General features: G+C 76.9%; 5 protein-coding genes and 1 riboswitch. Of the genes, 4 read left to right on the plus strand and 1 reads right to left on the minus strand.

Annotated elements, in window-relative coordinates:
- Window positions 1-493: FAD-dependent oxidoreductase (locus tag ACLIYP_RS29420; protein WP_412716133.1), on the minus strand; the 493-nt coding region annotated here is incomplete at its 3' end.
- A gap of 253 nt (window positions 494-746) precedes the next feature.
- A riboswitch (TPP riboswitch) is annotated at window positions 747-834 on the plus strand.
- Window positions 835-846: 12 nt separating this feature from the next.
- Here ACLIYP_RS29420 and thiO point away from each other — a divergent pair.
- The 4 genes from thiO to ACLIYP_RS29440 all read left to right on the plus strand — a co-directional run.
- Window positions 847-1992 (plus strand): glycine oxidase ThiO, encoded by a 1146-nt coding sequence (gene thiO, locus ACLIYP_RS29425; protein ID WP_412716130.1) that lies wholly within the window; start codon window positions 847-849, stop codon window positions 1990-1992.
- On the plus strand, window positions 1989-2222 hold the full coding sequence (thiS, locus tag ACLIYP_RS29430; protein WP_410538897.1) for a sulfur carrier protein ThiS: 234 nt from the start codon (window positions 1989-1991) through the stop codon (window positions 2220-2222). Before thiO ends, thiS begins: the two co-directional genes overlap by 4 nt.
- Window positions 2223-2230: 8 nt before the next feature.
- Complete coding sequence (locus ACLIYP_RS29435; RefSeq protein WP_412716131.1) at window positions 2231-3028, plus strand: thiazole synthase; 798 nt, start codon at window positions 2231-2233, stop codon at window positions 3026-3028.
- Between the two features lie 154 nt (window positions 3029-3182).
- A partial coding sequence (locus tag ACLIYP_RS29440) for a protein kinase domain-containing protein (protein WP_412716132.1) occupies window positions 3183-4147 on the plus strand: 965 nt, incomplete at its 3' end.

Raw genomic sequence — 4147 nt, forward strand, 5'->3', positions numbered from 1 at the left:
CGGCCAGCGGCTGGTCCGCGGCCTCCACCACGGTCACCCGGCAGCCGGCCTCGCGGGCCGCGGTGGCGAACTCGGCGCCGATCCAGCCGGCCCCGACGACCACCACCTCCCGGCGCCCGGCGAGCACCGGCCGCAGCCGCTCGGCGTCGTCGAGGGTGCGCAGCAGGTACACCCCGGGGACGCCCTCGGCGCCGGGCAGGGGGATCGGCTCGGCGCCGGTGGCGACGACCAGGCCGTCGTAGGGCACCGGGCCGGCGGCGGTGTCCGCCTCCCGGTCGCCGGTGCGCAGCCCGGTGACGGCCGTGCCCAGGCGCAGATCCACCTCCAGCGCGCCGAAGTCGACGTCGAAGGCGGACCCGGGCGCCCTGCCCAGCAGCACGGCCTTGGACAGCGGCGGCCGGTCGTACGGCCGGTGGGGCTCGGCGCCGACGAGGGTGATCCCTCCCGGCCAGCCCTGCTCGCGCAGCTGTACGGCGGTCTGCACCCCGGCCATCCCGGCACCGACGACGAGGATCCGCTGCCTGCTCTGCTGCTCGGTTCGCACGCTCACGCGATCACTGTAGGAGGTCGGGGCGGGCCGCCGGGCAGCCGCGCGGCGGGCCCCGGTGAGACCCCTGCCACAGCCGCCGCGCCGCCGGCCCCGCACCGCCCTTCAGCCCCGGCGGGCGCGCGGATAGGGTGGCCGGCGTCCGGGGAGACGGGAAGGCCCCGGGACCGGACCGGCTGACCTGCCGGCCGGAAGAAAGCGCGGGAGCCCGGCGCACCGGGCTGAGAGGGAGGCTTGCGCGGCCTCCGACCGTACGAACCTGATCCGGGTCATTCCGGCGAAGGGAGGGGCACCGCACCATGCACGTGCTGATCATCGGCGGTGGCGTCATCGGGCTGGCCACGGCCTGGCGGACCGCCCGGCGGGGGGCGCGGGTCGCGGTCGTCGACCCGGAGCCGGGCGGCGGCGCCGCCCAGGTGGCGGCCGGGATGCTGGCGGCCGTCACCGAGCTGCACTACGGCGAGGAGTCCCTGCTCGCCCTCAACCTGGCCTCGGCGCGCCGCTATCCGGCCTTCACCGCCGAGCTGGAGGAGGCCTCGGGCCTGGGGACCGGCTACCGCGCCTGCGGCACGCTGGCCGTCGCGCTGGACGCCGACGACCGGGCCCACCTGCGGGAGCTGCACGCGCTGCACCGGCGCTGCGGACTGGAGTCGGCGTGGCTGACCGGCCGCGAGTGCCGCCGTCTGGAGCCGATGCTCGCTCCCGGTGTGCGCGGCGGGCTGCGCGTGGACGGCGACCACCAGACCGATCCGCGCCGGCTGACGGCCGCCCTGCTGGCCGCGTGCGAGCGGGCCGGGGTCCGTTTCGTGCGGCAGCGGGCCGAGCGGCTGTCCCTGTCCGGCGACCGGGCGGCCGGGGCGGTGCTGGCCGACGGCACCGCGCTGGAGGCCGACCAGGTGGTGCTGGCGGCGGGCAGCGAAAGCGGCCGGCTGGCGGGGGTGCCCCGGGAGGTGCTGCCGCCGGTGCGCCCGGTCAAGGGCCAGGTCCTGCGGCTGCGGATCCCCGGTCCGTACGCCCCCTTCCTCTCGCGCACCGTGCGGGCCCTGGTGCGCGGCGGGCACGTCTACCTGGTGCCGCGGGCCGACGGCGAGCTGGTGCTGGGCGCGACCAGCGAGGAGCAGGGCTGGGACACCACCGTGACGGCCGGCGGCGTCTACGAGCTGCTGCGCGACGCGCACGAGCTGGTGCCCGGCATCACCGAGCTGCCGCTGGTGGAGACCCGCGCGGGGCTGCGCCCCGGCTCCCCCGACAACGCCCCGCTGCTCGGCCCGACCGCCCTGCCCGGCCTGCACCTGGCCACCGGCCACCACCGCAACGGGGTGCTGCTCGCCCCGGTCACCGGCGACGCCCTGGCCCAGGTCCTGACCACCGGCGAACTCCCCGAGGAGGCACGCCCGTTCACCCCCCGGCGCTTCGACCGCACGCTTCAGGAGAGCCCCGTATGAACACCGGCGCACCCCGTACCGCCGCCACCGTCACCGTCCATGTCAACGGCGAGCCGCGCGAGATCGCGGCCGGCCTCGCCCTCGACGCGGTCGTGGCGTCCCTGACCACCGCGTCCGCGGGCGTCGCCGCGGCCGTCAACGAGACCGTCGTGCCGCGCGGGCAGTGGCCGTCGACCCCGCTGGGCGAGGGCGACCGGGTCGAGGTCCTGACCGCGGTGCAGGGAGGCTGAGGACGACCATGGCGGACGACATCCTCACCATCGGCGGTACCGCCTTCACATCCCGCCTCATCATGGGCACGGGCGGCGCACCCAGCCTGGACGTGCTGGAGCGGGCGCTGCTCGCCTCGGGCACCGAGCTGACCACCGTGGCGATGCGGCGCCTGGACCCGACCGTCTCCGGCTCGGTGCTGTCGGTGCTCAAGCGGCACGGCATCCGCGTGCTGCCCAACACCGCCGGCTGCTTCACCGCCGGGGAGGCCGTGCTCACCGCCCGGCTGGCCCGCGAGGCGCTGGGCACCGACTGGGTCAAGCTGGAGGTCGTCGCCGACGAGCGCACCCTGCTGCCCGACCCGGTGGAGCTGCTGGAGGCCGCCGAGACACTGGTCGACGACGGCTTCACCGTCCTGCCGTACACCAGCGACGACCCGGTGCTGGCGCGGCGGCTGGAGGACGTGGGCTGCGCGGCGGTCATGCCGCTGGGCTCGCCCATCGGCTCCGGTCTGGGCATCCGCAACCCGCACAACTTCCGGCTCATCACCGAGCGGGTGTCCGTGCCGGTCATCCTGGACGCGGGCGCGGGCACCGCCTCGGACGCCGCCCTCGCCATGGAGCTGGGCTGCGCCGCGGTGATGCTGGCCTCCGCCGTCACCCGCGCCCAGGAGCCGGTGCTGATGGCCGAGGCGATGCGGCACGCGGTGGAGGCGGGGCGGCTGGCGTACCGGGCGGGCCGGATCCCGCGCCGCCACTTCGCGCTGGCGTCCTCGCCGGCGGAGGGGATGGCGGACCTCGATCCGGAGCGGCCGGCCTTCGGGTGACCGGCCTTCGGGTGACCGGCCAGCGGGCCGGTCACCCGCGGTTCCCCCCGCGACGTCGCGGCGCGGCGGCGGTTTCGTCACCGTTCCGCCGCACTCCGGTGCGCCTGCGCCGGTTCGGCCGACCGTGCGGGCTGCGGCTCGTAGACTCTGCGCCGTGGACACGACCCTTCGGGACCCGTTGATCGGGCACGTGCTCGACGGCCGGTACCGCGTGGAGGCGCGGATCGCCGTCGGCGGCATGGCCACGGTCTACCGGGCGGTGGACACCCGGCTGGACCGGGTGCTCGCCCTGAAGGTGATGCACCCCTCCCTCGCGGCCGACGCCTCGTTCGTCGGCCGGTTCATCCAGGAGGCCAAGTCCGCGGCCCGCCTGGCCCACCCCAACGTGGTGGGGGTCTTCGACCAGGGCGAGGACGGGGGCTACGTCTACCTGGCCATGGAGTACGTCCAGGGCTGCACGCTGCGCGACGTGCTGCGCGAGCGCGGGGCGCTCCAGCCGCGCGCCGCCCTGGACGTCCTGGAGGCCGTGCTCGCCGCGCTGGGCGCCGCTCATCTGGCCGGCCTGGTGCACCGCGACGTGAAGCCGGAGAACGTCCTGATAGGGGACGACGGGCGGGTGAAGGTCGCCGACTTCGGCCTGGTGCGGGCCGTGGGCTCCCAGACGTCCGCCTCCACCGGCTCGGTGCTGGGCACCGTCTCGTACCTGGCGCCCGAGCAGATCGAGCACGGCACCGCCGACGCCCGCGCGGACGTCTACGCCTGCGGCGTGGTGCTGTACGAGATGCTGACCGGCTCCAAGCCGCACTCCGGCGGCACCCCGGCCCAGGTGCTCTACCAGCACCTCCAGGAGGACGTCCCGGCCCCCTCGGCCACCGTGCCCGGTCTCGCCCCCGCCCTGGACGGCCTGGTGGCCCGCACCACCGCCCGCGACCCCGGGCGGCGGCCGGCCGACGCCGTGGAGCTGCTCGCCGAGGTCGGGGCCGTGAAGGAGTCGCTGACCGGCGAGGAGCTGGACGCGCTGCCCCCGGCCGCCGCCGGCCGGGGCGGCCCCCGTCTTCCCGCCGGCTCCGAGGACAGCACCGCCGTCCTCCCGCGCCGCGCGCCGGAGGCCGGCGCGGG

Origin of the sequence: Streptomyces nanhaiensis (assembly GCF_046614825.1) — a bacterium.
GTDB classification, from domain to species: Bacteria; Actinomycetota; Actinomycetes; order Streptomycetales; family Streptomycetaceae; genus Streptomyces; species Streptomyces radiopugnans.